Source organism: Rossellomorea sp. KS-H15a, assembly GCF_024195245.1.
Lineage (GTDB): Bacteria > Bacillota > Bacilli > Bacillales > Bacillaceae_B > Rossellomorea > Rossellomorea vietnamensis.
Genome location: NZ_CP096886.1, coordinates 513,201 through 527,857, shown reverse-complemented (window position 1 = coordinate 527,857; position 14,657 = coordinate 513,201). Strand labels below are relative to the sequence as shown.

13 protein-coding genes and 1 riboswitch are annotated in these 14,657 nt (G+C 42.9%); of the genes, 11 read left to right on the top strand and 2 right to left on the bottom strand.

The genetic code is table 11. The features are described 5' to 3' along the window. Positions 1-4: 4 nt before the first annotated feature. The 9 genes from walK to M1J35_RS02495 all read left to right on the top strand — a co-directional run bounded on the left by walK (position 5) and on the right by M1J35_RS02495 (position 9,767). Positions 5-1,831 (top strand): cell wall metabolism sensor histidine kinase WalK, encoded by a 1,827-nt coding sequence (walK, locus tag M1J35_RS02535; protein WP_159363156.1) that lies wholly within the window; start codon positions 5-7, stop codon positions 1,829-1,831. Next, positions 1,828-3,165 (top strand): YycH family regulatory protein, encoded by a 1,338-nt coding sequence (locus tag M1J35_RS02530; RefSeq protein ID WP_254652718.1) that lies wholly within the window; start codon positions 1,828-1,830, stop codon positions 3,163-3,165. Before walK ends, M1J35_RS02530 begins: the two co-directional genes overlap by 4 nt. 1 nt (position 3,166) lies before the next feature. Further along, positions 3,167-3,970, top strand: a complete 804-nt coding sequence (locus M1J35_RS02525) for a two-component system regulatory protein YycI (protein ID WP_254652717.1) — start codon at positions 3,167-3,169, stop codon at positions 3,968-3,970. 5 nt (positions 3,971-3,975) lie between these two features. Then, positions 3,976-4,770 (top strand): MBL fold metallo-hydrolase, encoded by a 795-nt coding sequence (locus tag M1J35_RS02520; protein WP_034764817.1) that lies wholly within the window; start codon positions 3,976-3,978, stop codon positions 4,768-4,770. Between the two features lie 200 nt (positions 4,771-4,970). Then, a complete protein-coding gene (locus M1J35_RS02515; protein WP_254652716.1) occupies positions 4,971-6,215 on the top strand; it encodes a S1C family serine protease in 1,245 nt (414 codons plus the stop codon). Between the two features lie 110 nt (positions 6,216-6,325). Next, entirely contained in the window at positions 6,326-6,484 is a 159-nt protein-coding gene (locus M1J35_RS02510) for a CxxH/CxxC protein (RefSeq protein WP_079532410.1), read from the top strand. Positions 6,485-6,578: 94 nt separating this feature from the next. Then, positions 6,579-7,058, top strand: coding sequence for a 23S rRNA (pseudouridine(1915)-N(3))-methyltransferase RlmH (gene rlmH / locus M1J35_RS02505; RefSeq protein ID WP_254653677.1), 480 nt, complete (start codon positions 6,579-6,581; stop codon positions 7,056-7,058). Positions 7,059-7,177: 119 nt separating this feature from the next. Continuing rightward, positions 7,178-7,256, top strand: a riboswitch (glycine riboswitch). 138 nt (positions 7,257-7,394) lie between these two features. Further along, entirely contained in the window at positions 7,395-8,735 is a 1,341-nt protein-coding gene (locus tag M1J35_RS02500) for an amino acid permease (RefSeq protein ID WP_254652715.1), read from the top strand. 51 nt (positions 8,736-8,786) lie between these two features. After that, positions 8,787-9,767 carry a Gfo/Idh/MocA family protein gene (locus M1J35_RS02495; protein ID WP_254652714.1) on the top strand — a complete coding sequence of 327 codons (981 nt, stop codon included), beginning with the start codon at positions 8,787-8,789 and terminating at the stop codon, positions 9,765-9,767. 157 nt (positions 9,768-9,924) lie between these two features. Here M1J35_RS02495 and M1J35_RS02490 read toward each other — a convergent pair whose 3' ends face one another. After that, positions 9,925-11,109: an MFS transporter gene (locus M1J35_RS02490; RefSeq protein ID WP_254652713.1), complete on the bottom strand. Its 1,185-nt coding sequence runs from the start codon at positions 11,107-11,109 to the stop codon at positions 9,925-9,927. An 81-nt stretch (positions 11,110-11,190) separates the two neighbouring features. Between M1J35_RS02490 and yeiL the strand changes: the two genes are divergently transcribed. Then, positions 11,191-11,862, top strand: a complete 672-nt coding sequence (gene yeiL, locus M1J35_RS02485; protein WP_254652712.1) for a transcriptional regulator YeiL — start codon at positions 11,191-11,193, stop codon at positions 11,860-11,862. A gap of 991 nt (positions 11,863-12,853) precedes the next feature. On the opposite strand, the gene M1J35_RS02480 is transcribed toward yeiL, so the two are convergent. Further along, positions 12,854-13,849 carry a tRNA dihydrouridine synthase gene (locus M1J35_RS02480; protein WP_061810535.1) on the bottom strand — a complete coding sequence of 332 codons (996 nt, stop codon included), beginning with the start codon at positions 13,847-13,849 and terminating at the stop codon, positions 12,854-12,856. A 332-nt stretch (positions 13,850-14,181) separates the two neighbouring features. Between M1J35_RS02480 and yiaA the strand changes: the two genes are divergently transcribed. Next, positions 14,182-14,652, top strand: a complete 471-nt coding sequence (gene yiaA, locus M1J35_RS02475; protein WP_254652711.1) for an inner membrane protein YiaA — start codon at positions 14,182-14,184, stop codon at positions 14,650-14,652. The last annotated feature ends 5 nt before the right edge of the window (positions 14,653-14,657 follow it).

Genomic DNA, 14,657 nt, shown 5'->3' with positions numbered 1-14,657 from the left:
TGTAATGAAGAAAGTTGGCTTAACCCGTTCGATTCATTTGAAATTTGTTCTGATCTACGTCCTGCTCATCCTTCTCGCCATGCAAATCATCGGGGTTTATTTTGTGCGGGAATTGGAGCAGAAGCTGGTGGAGAACTTTAAAACCTCTATTACCAATAGAGTGAACTTATTAGAATATACCGTCAAAGAAGCCATGTTGAAAAAAAGGACCGAGGACGATCCCACCCTTCAGGAGGATATATACAGGATATTGGATGATAGCAGTAAAACATCCGATATAGCTGAAATCAGGGTCATCAATAGCCGAGCCAGGATTGAGGGTACCTCTGATCCTAATAATCAAGGTCTGGTCGGTCAGATCAGTGCGGAAAAAGAGGTTAAAAAAGCCCTTGCTCTCGGATTTGGTGACGACGATATCTACCTTGATGATAAGACAAAGGACCGGATATGGGTATACACCAAACCGATTGAGTCGAACAACGAAGTCATCGGGACCATCTATATCGCCGGGGAAATCGAAACGGTCTATGATCAAATGAGTGAAATCAATAAGATCTTCACGAATGGAACCATTATTGCACTAGCGATAACGGCTGTTTTGGGTGTCTTATTGGCCCAAACCGTTACCAGGCCCATATCAGATATGAGGAAGCAGGCCTTAGCCATGGCAAAAGGTAACTTCTCGAGGAAGGTAAAGGTCTACGGATACGATGAAATCGGTCAGTTGGCCATTACGTTTAATAATCTGACAAAGCGTCTTCAAGAAGCCCAGGCAACGACTGAGGGGGAGAGAAGGAAGCTTTCTTCAGTGCTGTCTTATATGACGGATGGGGTCATTGCGACTGATCGAAAAGGCCGGGTCATTCTCATTAATGATCCTGCTGCTGATATGCTGGATGTTTCACGTGAAACAGTCGTTTCCCAACCGATCGTTTCGTTGTTGGGTCTGGATGAGGAGTATACATTCGATGACTTATCGAATGAGCAGGACTCTATCATTTTGGATTACAGTACAAAGGATAAACCGTATATATTACGCGCGAACTTCTCTATTATCCAAAAAGAGACGGGCTTCGTGAATGGTCTTATAGCAGTCTTGCATGATATTACGGAACAAGAGAAGATAGATTTAGAGAGACGGGAATTTGTCGCCAACGTTTCCCACGAACTTCGCACTCCTTTGACGACGATGAGGAGCTATCTGGAGGCCCTGGCAGAAGGAGCATGGGAGGATAGGGAAATAGCGCCGCAATTTCTTGACGTGACCCAGAACGAGACTGAGCGGATGATCCGTCTCGTCAATGACCTCCTTCAGTTATCAAAAATGGATAGCAAAGACTATCGTTTTAATAAAGATTGGGTGGACTTCATCCTGTTTTTCCATAAAATCATCGATCGTTTTGAAATGACGAAACATGTAAATGTAACCTTTAACCGCTTCTTGCCGGATAAAGCGATGTTCGTAGAAATCGATCAGGACAAGATCACTCAAGTGTTGGATAATATCATTTCCAACGCATTAAAGTATTCACCAGAAGGCGGCACCATTACCTTTACGGTGAAAGAAAAGGATGGATTCATTGAGATCAGCGTATCCGATCAGGGGTTAGGGATTCCGAAAGATAATCTGGAGAAGATTTTTGAACGTTTCTATCGCGTAGACAAGGCCCGTACGAGACAAATGGGCGGTACTGGATTAGGCCTTGCCATTGCGAAAGAAATGATATCAGCACACGGTGGCGATGTGTGGGCGAAGAGTAAAGAAGGTAAGGGGACGACAATCGTATTTACCCTCCCATATGATTCCACACAAGAGGATGATTGGTCATGAATTATGAAAAAATAAAATCGATAGTCTTAACCGTACTTGTTTGCATAAGTATTTTCCTTACCTTTAATCTTTGGACCTATTCACCAGGTTACGATACGATCAACAGTGATGGTGCTTATGATGTTTCTGTCGGGGAAAAGCTCAAGGATAACGAGTTGAATACCCACCTTATTAGACCTTACAAGCTCTTTTATCATGGAAGAAACAAGACAGTCGGTACTACAAACCAGACCGAAATGAATAAAGTGACCGAACAGCTGGGAAAGTGGTCCCTGTTTGAAATTAAAAATGTATCAAACGAGTATAGTTTTCAAGAAATCAATACTCTTATTCAGGGTGAAGATAAGTTTGAACTGGTGTTTCCTGACATCGTCCCCTTATCTGTCTTCAGTCAAGGTTTGAATTTGGAGGACAAAAATGTTTCCACGGCTTCGTTTAATCGAATTATCATTGATTTGCACAACGCAAATGGTGATTCCGGCTCCATTTTCTTTATTACAGTAAGTGACGATAAAGAGGAGAAGGCTGTGTATGAATGTCAGGTGAGCCTTGCCAGCCTCGACTCGTTTAAACGGAATTTCGTGCAAAGAGCATTATATAACAGCGCTTATCGTCAATATGTGGAACAACCGATAAATGATAAGAATACCATTTTTCTACCCAAAGATGCCGAGGACTATGTCAGTTATTATTACTACACGGAATTAAGTTCCCTTGAAGAATATAAACAGGCGCTATTCAGTGATCCCAATAGTGTAAATATGGGCTCAGTGGACGATCTGGTGACGTTCATGGACGTTTCCTCCATATTGACGGTGGATAAGAATCACAATACCTTCTCGTTCGTTAATCCTTCTGAGGATAAGGATGATGGCTCCTCACCTGCCATGCTCGTACAAAAGAGCATGGAGTTCGTCAATGATCATGGTGGTTGGACGGATGATTATCAGCTCTTTTCCATCAGCCCTTATGAAAATAAAATCGTTTATCGCCTTTTTCTGCAAAACCACCCTGTCTTCAACGATAACGGGATGGCTGAAGTCTCCCAAACATGGGGTCAGAACGGTATCAATAAATACAGTCGGCCTTACTTTAAACTAGATTTCTCGTTTAAAGATACGGCTGAAGTCCTGTTACCATCAGGTTCTTCCGTCATCTATGCTTTGAATCAAGTGGATGGGATCGACCTTGATTATGTAGAGGATATTGCCGTTGGGTATAAAATGACCAGAGACCCAAATGAAAGCAGAAAACTGAATTTCGAACCCTCCTGGTATTATAAATACGATGGTAATTGGTTGAGATTATCCGTCGATGACAAGGAGGGACTGTAAAATGGATTGGAGTAAAACGAAAAGCATTTTCATCATTGTTTTTCTCGTATTAGATATCTTTTTAATGTCCCTTTTTATAAATAAAGTCTCAGAAAGCAACCCGGAAACACTTAGTCAGGCTACTTTTGAGGAAAAATTAAAGGCGGACAAAATTAAATACCCAAAAACGTTATCCCAGGATCCAACGGAAGAAAAATATATACAGGCTAAATCAAAGAAATTTAAGGATGAAGATATCAGTCTCTTAAAGGACCAAGACGTTACCGTTATTAACGAAAGTACGATTCATTCAACGTTAGACGAACCTGTTTCATTAGATAAGGATTTTTCACCGGATGATTTAAATGACTTCATGGAGAACGAAGTCATTGATGGCGATAAGTACAGCTTCTGGGATTACAACACGGAAGAACAGACGATCACGTATTATCAGACGTATCGGGGAAGGCAGTTATTCAATAATACAAATGGAAAGATCGTCATTACCGTCAATAATGATAATAAAATTGTATCGTATAAACAGTCCATGCTTGAGGATCTGAGTGAGTTTGGGGAAGATAAATCCATCATTCCTTCCTTTGTAGCATTGCAGGGCCTTTATACGAATCAAAAAATCAGTCCGGATAGTGTCGTTCACAAACCGAAATTGGGGTATTGGACGTTCTTGTCAGAGGAATCCCAGGTCCTTGCACCAACCTGGCACTTTGTCGTGGAATCAGGGGATAAAGAAGAAGATTTATTTATCAATGCCGTAGAAGGACAGATAGTAGAGGTCACCAAACCGGAAAAAGAAACATTGGAGTGAGAGATATGACGATGCATTTTAGTGTACTTGCTAGCGGCAGTACGGGAAATGCGATATTTGTTGAATCGGAGGAGCATTCCTTTCTTGTCGATGCCGGATTGAGCGGCAAGCAGATGGAAGGATTGTTCAGTCAGATCGACCGGAAGATTGAAGATTTGTCGGGGATTCTGGTCACCCATGAGCATAGTGATCACATTAAGGGGATCGGTGTATTGGCGAGGAAATACAAGCTGCCGATCTATGCGAATGATAAGACGTGGAACGCCATGGACGGTCTTGTGGGGAAGATTGATACAGAGCAGAAGTTTTCTTTTGATATGGAAACGGCTAAGCATTTCGGGGGCTTAAGCATCGAGTCATTCGGTGTATCACATGATGCTGCAGAACCGATGTTTTATATTTTCCATCATGGGGAGAAGAAGCTTGTTCTTGTCACTGATACGGGCTATGTCAGCGATCGGATGAAAGGGATCATCTCGAATGCCGATGCCTATGTATTTGAAAGCAATCATGATGTAGGGATGCTCAGGATGTGCCGTTATCCTTGGAATATCAAACGCCGGATCCTGAGTGATTACGGCCATGTATCCAACGAAGACGCGGCCATTGCCATGAGTGAAGTGATGGGTGATAACACCAAGGGTATTTACCTGGCTCATTTAAGCCTTGATAACAATATGAAAGATCTCGCAAGAATGAGTGTCACCCAAACACTCGAATCAAAGGGAATCCTGGTAGGAGAACAAATCGATCTATTTGATACGGACCCTAAAGTACCAACGCCTTTAGTTGCGATTTAAATCGATTCAAATGTTTATGATTTCTCTTATAAAGGTATGAAAAAGGTGAGGGCTTCTGTCTTCGCCTTTTTTGTTTACATAAATAGTAACCTAATAAATTTCTTACCATCTTTTCATCATTTTTTAATTTAATCTGACTATAATCGGGCTTGTAAAGATAAAATAACAAAAGGAATAGCTGTTAGAAAGGATGAAGACGCATGGGATATTATGATGGTGATCATAATTCTGAAGGCAGGACTGGCAGGCAAAAGGGAAATCGGGGAGGAATGTTCCTGGCGGGGCTATTGGGAGTAATCCTTGGGGCGATCCTCGTAATCGTAGCCATTCCTCAACTGACAAACTTTGATATATTACCTTATTCGGTCCAACCGGATCAAGATTTGAAAGAAACGGATCAGACGTATCATAATGGAACCACCAAGAATGTGTCAGTCAATGTGACGACGGATGTAACGAAAGCCGTTGAAAAGACCGGGGACTCCGTGGTCGGAATCACGAATATCCAATCCCAAAGCTTCTGGGGTCAGGGTGGTGGGCAGACCCAGGACCAACAGGCAGGAACGGGATCAGGGGTCATGTATAAAAAAGAAGGAAAAACGGTCTATATCGTGACGAATAATCACGTTGTGGAAGGGGCTGACCAATTGGAGGTCACCCTCGCTGACGGTACAAAGGTTCCTGCTAAACTCCGTGGTACTGACGTTTGGACAGACCTTGCCGTCATAGAAATCGAGGGAAGCAAGATCAAGGATGACGATATTGCCGAGTTTGGAAATTCGGATGAGCTCAAAGCGGGTGAGCCTGTCATCGCCATTGGGAACCCCCTTGGACTTCAATTCTCAGGTTCCGTGACGCAGGGTGTCGTTTCAGGTGTGGAGAGAACGATTCCTGTCGACATCAATCAGGACGGGATGGAGGATTGGAACGCAGAGGTTCTGCAAACCGATGCAGCCATCAACCCTGGTAACAGCGGTGGAGCCCTTATCAATATTTCAGGTCAGCTGGTCGGCATCAACTCCATGAAGATCGCCCAGGAAGCGGTGGAAGGAATCGGACTTGCCATCCCGATTAATTCTGCTCGACCTATCATTGAAGACCTTGAGCAATACGGAGAAGTGAAGCGTCCTGCAATGGGTGTGACACTGGAAGATGTCAATCAGATTTCTGCCTATCACCAGCAGGAAACCTTGAAGCTGCCGAAGGATATCCATTATGGTGTGATGATCAGACAAACTGTTCCGAATTCCCCTGCTGCTCAAGCTGGTTTGCAGGAGCTCGATGTGATCATTGAACTTGATGGTGAAAAGGTCGAGAATGTAATCGACTTGAGGAAGCATCTATATAATAAAAAAGAAGTGAACGATCAAATGAAAGTGACCTTCTACCGGGATGGTAAGAAGAAAGAAGTCACGATGAAACTGACGGATGAATCCCGATTATAGAATGTGGATAAAGCGAAAAGCAGGAAGGCGATGCGCCCTTTCCTGCTTTTTCTTTACATGATATGATGATTGTGGATAAGTATATAAACTACATTTAGGGAGGAAACGACATGATTTACTGCTGCTTGGAGCATGTAGAATTAGCCATGGATATTGTCGTCGATGAGCATGAGGTAGCGCCTCAACTAACGGAGCTTTCAGAAGATAAGAAGTTATCCACAACCTGTGAATATTGTGGGAATAACGCCGTATATATAGTGGCGAACTAATATTCCCATACCATATAAAGACAGGTATTGTGGATATGTGGATAATTTCTGTGGATAATGTGTTTGTAAATTGTTTGTAAAGCGAGTGTGGATAGTGAACATCACAATAGTAGCGGTTGGAAAGCTGAAAGAAAAATATTTAAAACAAGGCATCGGCGAATATGTGAAGCGTCTCGGTGCGTACGCAAAAATCGAAATTGTAGAGTTGGCAGACGAAAAGGCACCAGAAGTATTGAGTGACTCCGAAATAGTGCAGGTGAAGAATAAAGAAGGTGAACGGATCTTAGCGAAGATCTCACCCGATCATCACGTCATTGCCCTTGCCATTCAAGGGAAAATGCGTTCTTCAGAAGACCTCGCCGATAACTTGGACAAGCTTGCAACCTACGGTAAAAGCAAAGTGGCGTTTGTAATTGGTGGATCATTGGGATTGAGTGATGACGTGATTAAACGGTCAAATGAGACTCTCTCTTTTTCGAATATGACTTTTCCCCATCAATTGATGAGGTTGATATTGGTGGAGCAGATTTATCGGGCGTTTCGGATTAATCGGGGGGAACCGTATCATAAATAATCCCTTCTGTTGACAAAATCCACAACACCCCTTAAAATTATCAACTATTCGACAGTGAAACGTTAAGCGAAAAATATAATTAATAGAAAGCTATGATTGCTATGGATCATCCCATGGCAGGAGCAGCTTCTGGAGAGACCGCGGGATCCGCGGCGCCGAAGGGTTCATTATCTCAGGCAAAAGGACAGAAGAGTATCGGATATGTATTTGGCGTGCAGGTAATATTTATTATTAGCATGATAAATTGTATTTGTTATTCTTATGACCACGAGATTGGAGCCCTTCCAATCTCTTTTTTTTATGCTTATTTATACTGGTTGTAAGGAGGAGTTTAGGTTGGAACAACGAGAATTAAAGAGGGATCTATCAAACCGGCACGTTCAGCTGATCGCCATCGGGGGGACGATCGGTACGGGGCTGTTCTTAGGTTCCGGTAAGGCGATACAGCTTGCCGGTCCCTCTATCATCTTTGCTTATTTGATTGTGGGTATTGCCCTGTTTTTCGTGATGAGGGCGCTTGGGGAGCTGTTGTTATCGAAAGCGGGGTTTCAATCGCTGACAGACATTGTAGAAGAGTATCTTGGACCCCGGTTCTCCTTTATTACGGGTTGGACGTATTGGTTTTGCTGGATCATGACGGCGATGGCCGATGTGATCGCTGTTGGTGTCTATGTGAAATATTGGTTCGACATTCCGCAGTGGGTCCCTGCCCTTATCTGTGTCCTCATTTTGTTGGGACTAAATCTATTAACGGTCAAATTGTTTGGGGAATTGGAATTTTGGTTTGCTTTAATCAAGGTCATCACCATCCTTGGGTTAATTGCCCTTGGTGTCATTTTACTGGTGATGGGGGTTCAGACAGATGCGGGGGCGGTTACGGCTCGAAACTTATGGGAGCATGGAGGCTTTTTTCCAAATGGAATATCGGGATTCTTACTCTCGTTCCAAATGGTCATCTTTGCCTATGTCGGTGTGGAATTAGTAGCTGTGTCGGCAGCGGAAACGTCCAATCCGAAGAAAAATATTCCGTCTGCCATCAATAAAATTCCTTTGAGGATCTTATTTTTCTACGTGGGAGCTCTGACTGTCCTCTTGTTCATTAATCCATGGATGGAACTGAATGCGGCAGAAAGTCCGTTTGTGAAAACCTTTAGCCTGGTGGGAATTCCACTGGCGGCAGGGGTCATTAATTTTGTCGTGTTGACGTCAGCCGCTTCCGCTTGTAACAGCGGAATGTTTTCTACCAGCCGGATTCTGTATCATTTAAGTAAAGATCATCAGGCATCACCTCATTTTGCCAAACTGAATCAAAACCATGTTCCGGGTAACGGGTTATTCCTCTCCACACTGGTCATATCAGTCGGTGCTTTATTAAGTAAGCTTATACCGGAACAGGCCTTTGGCATCGTGACAACCATAAGTGCCATTTGCTTTATTTGGGTATGGGGCATCATTCTGATCTGTCATATTAAGTATAAAAAAACCCGTCCGCACTTACACGAGAAATCCACATTTAAGGCACCGTTCACACCTTTGGTGAATTATGTGGTGCTCATAATGTTTGCAGCAATTCTTGTGATTATGCTGTTTTCTGATGCGACACGGCCGGCCTTACTGTTGACTCCTTTATGGTTCATTCTCTTATTTATTTTATATGGAATGAGGAGAAAGGGTTAGCGTTCATTGTTACAATGGAAGTATGACGAAACCACAAGGGGGAACCAGATCATGATAGACAAAAAAGTCCGCTGGGGAATCATCGGCTGCGGAGATGTGACAGAAAAGAAAAGTGGCCCTGCTTTTCAAAAGGTACGAAACTCAGAGCTTGTTGCCGTCATGCGGAGGACAGGTGAGCTGGCGAAGGATTATGCTGAAAGACATGGGGTAGCGAAATGGTACGATGATGCGAATGCCCTGATTAACGATCCTGATGTGGATGCGGTCTATATCGCTACGCCACCTGCTTCGCATATGGAGTATACCCTCAAGGCAGCGGCTGCCGGGAAACCTGTTTATGTGGAGAAGCCGATGGCACGTACCTTCGATGAATGCAATGAGATGGTGGCTGCTTGTAAGGAAGCTGGTGTTCCGTTGTATGTAGCATACTACCGCCGGGCTCAGGAACGCTTTTTGAAGATAAAAGAATTGCTTGATCAAAACGCGATCGGAGACGTCCGTTTTGTCACCTCGACCCAGTATCAAAAAGCAGGGGAAGACGTGAAAGATTCAGATCAATTACCTTGGCGTGTTCAGCCCGAAATAGCAGGAGGTGGATTGTTCTTCGATTTGGCGAGCCATACCCTCGATATACTTGATTTTCTCCTCGGACCCATTCAAGAAGCAAAAGGTTATGCATCCAATCAGGGGGGATTTTACGAGGCGGAAGATATTGTGACCGGTACATATCGTTTCACATCCGGCGTTCAAGGCGTCGGGACATGGTGCTTTACGGCTTTTGAAGAGGTGGATAAGAATGAGATTGTCGGCAGTAAGGGGAAGATCAGTTTTTCTACATTTGGAGATGACCCCGTCATCTTGACGACCCATGAAGGGCAGCAGCAATGGAGTTTCGAACGTCCTAAGCATGTCCACCAGCCGCTTGTAACGACGATTGTGAAAGAGTTAACCGAGGGAGGCAATTGGTGTCCGAGCACTGGAGAATCGGGTGCGAGAACCAACCGCGTGATGGATAAGATCGTCGGAAAGTGAAAAATTATGTGATGGATAAATAACGGAAAACCGTAACATTGGGAATAAAGGAATAAAAATGTCAGAAGTAGATCTTAAGTGACAGCTCAGCAAGTCTCTTCACTAAAGAAAAGAAGAAGTTTATCCTAAAGTGGGACAAACTTCTTCTTTTACGGATTTATTTACGCGCTTCAGCAGTCACCAGTACATCCTTTTCCACTTCCAGTTTCATATACCCAAGGGAAATGAACATCGCCGGCAGGCTGCACGCCAGCATTCCGATGAAGGCGTATCTTGGTTCGATTTCATATAAAAACCCCCCGAATATCGTAAACACTGCCGTGCTCCAGCTGAGTGCAAAGGCTGAATACATGCCTTGAGCCTTTGGAATGTGTGTATGAGGAATATTTGTTGTTAAGTATTTCATAAAAGCATAGTGTCCCATCGCAAACGAAAATGCATGCAGCGTCTGGGCAATGCAAAACACCACAACGTTTGGAAACGTAAATACCAATATCCACCGTAGCGAAGAGCCGGCAGCAGCCAGCGCCAATAAGGTTCCTGAAGAGAAGCGATTAAATCGTTTATCAGCCATCGAGAAAAAGATTATTTCTGCAATGACGGCGATGTTAATGATGACACCGATGAGATAGACCGGTGCATGAATCTCCTGTAAAAAGATGTAGCCATAGTTGTAATAAGCAGCGTGGGCTGCTTGAAGAAGAACCACAATAATAAGAACGACCAGGAAGTGCTTCGTCTTGAATAATTCAAAGATATTGATCTTAAGGGATTGATTTACTTGCGGTTTCTTCGATAAGATCTCCGGTCCATTCGTTAAGCTGAGAACGACAAAGCAGCTGATCCCGAGCAGCAGTGCCCAAAAAATAACGTCATCCCCAAACATCCCTGTAAAGACCGTTAACAGTATTCCTACCGAGACAAATCCGATCGATCCCCACTGGCGGCTTTTCCCATAGTGCTTCAATTGCTTACTTTGTACAAGAACACCGGCAACGCTGTCTAAAGCCGGCATCAAGGTTGGGTAAAAGATGTGCAGTATAACGGTTACGATTAGTAAAGCAGTAAACGAGTCAGCAGGGATATAACAGAGGAGCGCGGCCAGTGTACCCATTCCAGCTATGTTCAGGAGTACCTTATTACTGACTCTTTCCAATAAATAAGGAAAAGCAAACAATGTAGAAAGGCCTCTTGCAACTAAGCCAATACTCATGATTAAACTCGCTTCTGAAACAGTAATGCCTTTTGTTTGTATCATCCATCCTGACCAATAAGGCAGAAAAATCCCCCATGTAAGAAAAAAACTGAAAAAATGTGTGCTCATCCAACGTTGTGTATTCATTTGTATCCTCCTTATCAATCGCATGATATCATGAGAATAAAGAAGAATAATATGAGATATCTCATATTTTCGAGGTGGAAGATGGAAATTTATAAAGGTGAGAAAAAGCAGCTATATTTAGAAAAGCACTCAATCGCTCATCGCTTTTCTTTTCAAATCGAAGAATATCTAGAAGTGCGTGAATATAAGCGGGATGAATGGATCATTCAAGAAGGAAAGCGGCCGGATTATTTATTTTATGTGACAGAAGGAAAAGCAAAAATATACGTCACGCATCAAAATGGGAAAGTATCGCTCATCAACTTTATCAATGCCCATGATTATATCGGTGAAATGGAATTACTGAACGATGTGTACTATACAAAAGGAATTCAGGCATCCACAAAAACAGTTTGTTTGGCTCTGCCTTTTTCCAAGTACCGCACCAAACTGCTTGAAGATACCAAATTCCTTCGAGAGTTAACAAAGTTTTTGAGTCTGAAAGCAACGGTAATGGCAGCCAAGTACTCACAGAGCCTTGCTTTTCCGTTGGAAAACAGGCTTGCAGACTTTATTTTACAGACGTCCGATAAGGGAGTTTACCTGGAGAAGCACGTCATCGTTTGTGATTATTTAGGTGTTTCTTACCGCCACCTGCTCCATGTCCTGACTCAGTTTTGTGAGAAGGGATATTTGCAAAAGGAAGGCAGGAAATATTCTATAGTAAATCAGCATGCTTTGAATGAGCTTGCTGAAGCGATAAAGAATAGATAAAAGTTCATGACTAAGTGCTTCAATACTTGGTAGTGGTATGAATATCCCGGTGGGAGTAAAGAAAAAGTTCTTTAGGTTCGGGGATTTTCTTAACATACCGTGTATAATCACCGTTTTATGTGAAACCTATTTATATCTAAATAAAGATGGTGAATATAATGTTTCCGGTATGACTTTTTCTGATTTTAGCAATAGTATCCTTTGTCTCTTTCTACTTTTTGATGAAGAAAATGAATGTCGTTAACGTCTTAGGAAGTTATTTTTTGTCCAATATCCTTCTTACGAATACAGGAGTAATCATAAACTTAAATTTAAAGTTAACATATCAGAATCCATACAGTGAATTGATTTTTTGGACACAAAAGATTCCTGAGTTGTCGCTCAAGCCCGCATTACTTTTATGGTTGATTTATGTTCTGTTTTCTAACAGTACCATTTTTTCTAAACTCATTCATTTTGTCCTCTTCTTATCTGCACTTGTTTCAATAGAAGTCTATTTCGTCCAGATTAACTACTTGGAATGGATAAATTGGAATGTGTTTTATTCCTATTTGAGATATAGTCTGATTGTTTTATTAATGGCTGTTTTCTCCTTTTATTTAGAAAAAGGTATGCAGAGAAACAAAGAAGTGAATTCTATATGATTTTCCCTCTCCTTCATCAAATTGATGAAAATGAACTGTTTATTATCTTTTCCACCATGATTACCTGGGTGCTTATGTTTCTACTGCCAAAACGCCTGTCGGCTGTTATACGATCATTTGGACATTTAATGTATTTCTTGGTTGATGGCCGATATTACTCTTACTGTGAAACCATATGAATTTTACTTTACAATCGATCATCAAGCCCCGTGAGTTATTTGATGTGGTATTGCAGTACCCCACTCTTCCTTATTTTGTAGTGAATCCTCTGAATATGAAAAAAGGGTCAGTCCCCCAGTATGTGAACGCTCACTGGAGGCTGACCTCTTTTTGAAATTCAAATGGATTTACTTAGACACCGAAAATCCCTCATCTTCCTTCAATACACTTGCATACTCATCAAGCAGTGCACGAACTTCATCCGTGGTTTCTGTCTCCATCAGGCGATTTCTGAGCTCGCTTGCGCCACGGAATCCGCGTACGTAAATTTTGAAGAAGCGGCGGAGCGGTTTAAACGGGCGGGGCTCAAGTTCGTCGTTATACTGATCATGAAGATCCAGCTGCAGACGCAGTAGATCGAGAAGCTCTCCACTCGTATGGTCTTTCTTCTCTTTTTCGAACGCGAACGGATTGTGGAAGATCCCCCGACCGATCATAATGCCGTCTACACCGTATTTCTCCGCAAGTTCAAGTCCCTTCTCTCGGTCAGGGATGTCGCCGTTGATCGTCAGTAAGGTGTGAGGGGCGATTTCATCGCGAAGCTTCTTGATTTCAGGAATCAGCTCCCAGTGGGCATCCACGTCACTCATTTCCTTTTTCGTACGAAGATGGATGGAAAGATTGACAATGTCCTGTTCTAGTAAGTGCTTCAACCAGTCGTGCCATTCTTCGACCTTGGTATAACCCAGTCGGGTTTTCACGCTGACGGGAAGTCCACCCGCTTTGGCTGCCTGGATGATTTCCGCTGCGACATCCGGTCGGCGGATCAGGCCGGATCCCTTTCCATTCGCTGCAACATTGTGCACCGGACACCCCATATTGATGTCAATTCCGCGAAAGCCCATTTTAGCCACACCGATACTCGTTTGACGGAAGTATTCAGGCTTATCACCCCAGATGTGTGCGACCATTGGCTGTTCGTCTTCCGTGAACGTCAGACGCCCGCGTACACTGTCCTTTCCTTTCGGATGACAGTAGCTTTCTGTATTCGTAAATTCTGTAAAAAACACGTCAGGTCTCGCCGCTTCACTCACCACATGACGAAAAACGACATCGGTCACGGCTTCCATTGGTGCCAGAACAAAAAATGGCTTAGGCAACTCATGCCAGAAATTTTCTTTCATACTCTATTTAAACCCTTTCCTTTAGGGAAGCAAGTTCCCAAAATTAAAAAGTAAGATGCTTTACTGTTATCCATTCCCGGTTGGGATGGATTCCAACCAGTATATACTTTAATGGTATTGGACGAAAAGTGCAAGGGAACGCGTCGTCTTGTTAGGAGGGAAATACTTATTATTGAAGAAAAATGAACCAAATCTTGAATAGATTAATAAGGTGATCAGCACTTTGAATATGGAAGAATTTATTTCATAATACTGAACAAAATCTGTAAAAAATTGCTATAATTATTTACAGAAGCAGTGTGTCGACCTGCGACAGTAAAGGGGAGCGACGAATGTCTGAGTTGAATGAAAATCCGTTAATGAAGAGTGATGAAAAGAAACCGAAGATTAAGGTGGAAAGAAAAGAAGGGGAACCGACTTCCGCATTTAAAGGGGCAAGTTGGGCGGCTCTTGTGATTGGGGTTTCCGCTTATTTGATCGGCTTGTTCAATGCTGGAATGGAACTCAATGAGAAGGGATATTACTTTGCCGTATTGGTATTCGGACTCTATGCAGCTGTATCCCTGCAAAAAGCGGTAAGGGACAAGGAAGAGGATATCCCTGTATCGGGCATCTATTATGGGCTCAGCTGGTTCGCCGTCATTGTAGCCGTATCGTTGATGACCATCGGACTTTATAACGCCGGAAGTATCATCTTAAGTGAAAAAGGATTTTATGGAATGTCGTTTGTTCTTAGTTTGTTTGCGGCCATTACGATTCAGAAGAATATCAGGGACACACAGATGGCAAGAGATAGAGACTAATGAGT

Coding starts and splice junctions, on each gene's coding strand:
- walK (WP_159363156.1), top strand. CDS start 5: ATGAAGAAAGTTGGCTTAACCCGTTCGATTCATTTGAAATTTGTTCTG.
- M1J35_RS02530 (WP_254652718.1), top strand. CDS start 1,828: ATGAATTATGAAAAAATAAAATCGATAGTCTTAACCGTACTTGTTTGC.
- M1J35_RS02525 (WP_254652717.1), top strand. CDS start 3,167: ATGGATTGGAGTAAAACGAAAAGCATTTTCATCATTGTTTTTCTCGTA.
- M1J35_RS02520 (WP_034764817.1), top strand. CDS start 3,976: ATGACGATGCATTTTAGTGTACTTGCTAGCGGCAGTACGGGAAATGCG.
- M1J35_RS02515 (WP_254652716.1), top strand. CDS start 4,971: ATGGGATATTATGATGGTGATCATAATTCTGAAGGCAGGACTGGCAGG.
- M1J35_RS02510 (WP_079532410.1), top strand. CDS start 6,326: ATGATTTACTGCTGCTTGGAGCATGTAGAATTAGCCATGGATATTGTC.
- M1J35_RS02495 (WP_254652714.1), top strand. CDS start 8,787: ATGATAGACAAAAAAGTCCGCTGGGGAATCATCGGCTGCGGAGATGTG.
- M1J35_RS02490 (WP_254652713.1), bottom strand. CDS start 11,109: ATGAATACACAACGTTGGATGAGCACACATTTTTTCAGTTTTTTTCTT.
- yeiL (WP_254652712.1), top strand. CDS start 11,191: ATGGAAATTTATAAAGGTGAGAAAAAGCAGCTATATTTAGAAAAGCAC.
- M1J35_RS02480 (WP_061810535.1), bottom strand. CDS start 13,849: ATGAAAGAAAATTTCTGGCATGAGTTGCCTAAGCCATTTTTTGTTCTG.
- yiaA (WP_254652711.1), top strand. CDS start 14,182: ATGTCTGAGTTGAATGAAAATCCGTTAATGAAGAGTGATGAAAAGAAA.